This is a genomic window from Streptomyces sp. R302, assembly GCF_012927245.1.
GTDB lineage: Bacteria > Actinomycetota > Actinomycetes > Streptomycetales > Streptomycetaceae > Streptomyces.
In genome coordinates this window covers 1-1,220 of sequence record NZ_JABBGE010000026.1, presented here as the reverse complement: position 1 = coordinate 1,220, position 1,220 = coordinate 1, and the positions used below count along the sequence as shown (strand labels likewise).

Sequence of the window (1,220 nt, the reverse complement as noted above, 5' to 3'; positions counted from 1 at the left end):
CCGCTAAGCCTAAATATTCCCTGGTGACCGATAGCGGATAGTACCGTGAGGGAATGGTGAAAAGTACCGCGGGAGCGGAGTGAAATAGTACCTGAAACCGTGTGCCTACAAGCCGTGGGAGCGTCGGGCTAGGACTTGTCCTAGCCTCGTGACTGCGTGCCTTTTGAAGAATGAGCCTGCGAGTTTGCGGTGTGTTGCGAGGTTAACCCGTGTGGGGAAGCCGTAGCGAAAGCGAGTCCGAATAGGGCGTTTCAGTAGCACGCTCAAGACCCGAAGCGGAGTGATCTAGCCATGGGCAGGTTGAAGCGGAGGTAAGACTTCGTGGAGGACCGAACCCACCAGGGTTGAAAACCTGGGGGATGACCTGTGGTTAGGGGTGAAAGGCCAATCAAACTCCGTGATAGCTGGTTCTCCCCGAAATGCATTTAGGTGCAGCGTCGTGTGTTTCTTGCCGGAGGTAGAGCACTGGATAGGCGATGGGCCCTACCGGGTTACTGACCTTAGCCAAACTCCGAATGCCGGTAAGTGAGAGCACGGCAGTGAGACTGTGGGGGATAAGCTCCATGGTCGAGAGGGAAACAGCCCAGAGCATCGACTAAGGCCCCTAAGCGTACGCTAAGTGGGAAAGGATGTGGAGTCGCAGAGACAACCAGGAGGTTGGCTTAGAAGCAGCCACCCTTGAAAGAGTGCGTAATAGCTCACTGGTCAAGTGATTCCGCGCCGACAATGTAGCGGGGCTCAAGCGTACCGCCGAAGTCGTGTCATTGCAGTACGTACCCCCAACGGGGACTGTGATGGGTAGGGGAGCGTCGTGTGCCGGGTGAAGCAGCCGCGGAAGCGAGTTGTGGACGGTTCACGAGTGAGAATGCAGGCATGAGTAGCGATACACACGTGAGAAACGTGTGCGCCGATTGACTAAGGGTTCCTGGGTCAAGCTGATCTGCCCAGGGTAAGTCGGGACCTAAGGCGAGGCCGACAGGCGTAGTCGATGGACAACCGGTTGATATTCCGGTACCCGCTTTGAAACGCCCAATATCGAGCCCTCTGATGCTAAGCCCGTGAAGCCGTTCCGGACCCTTCGGGGAATGGAAAGTGGTGGAGCCGGCGAACCAAGGTGGTAGTAGGTAAGCGATGGGGTGACGCAGGAAGGTAGTCCAGCCCGGGCGGTGGTTGTCCCGGGGTAAGGGTGTAGGGCGTTGTGTAGGCAAATCCGCACAACA

At 57.1% G+C, this 1,220-nt stretch carries 1 rRNA gene; it reads left to right on the top strand.

From position 1 onward, the window contains the following. Positions 1-1,220, top strand: a 23S ribosomal RNA gene (locus HHL19_RS36715); the annotation flags it as partial.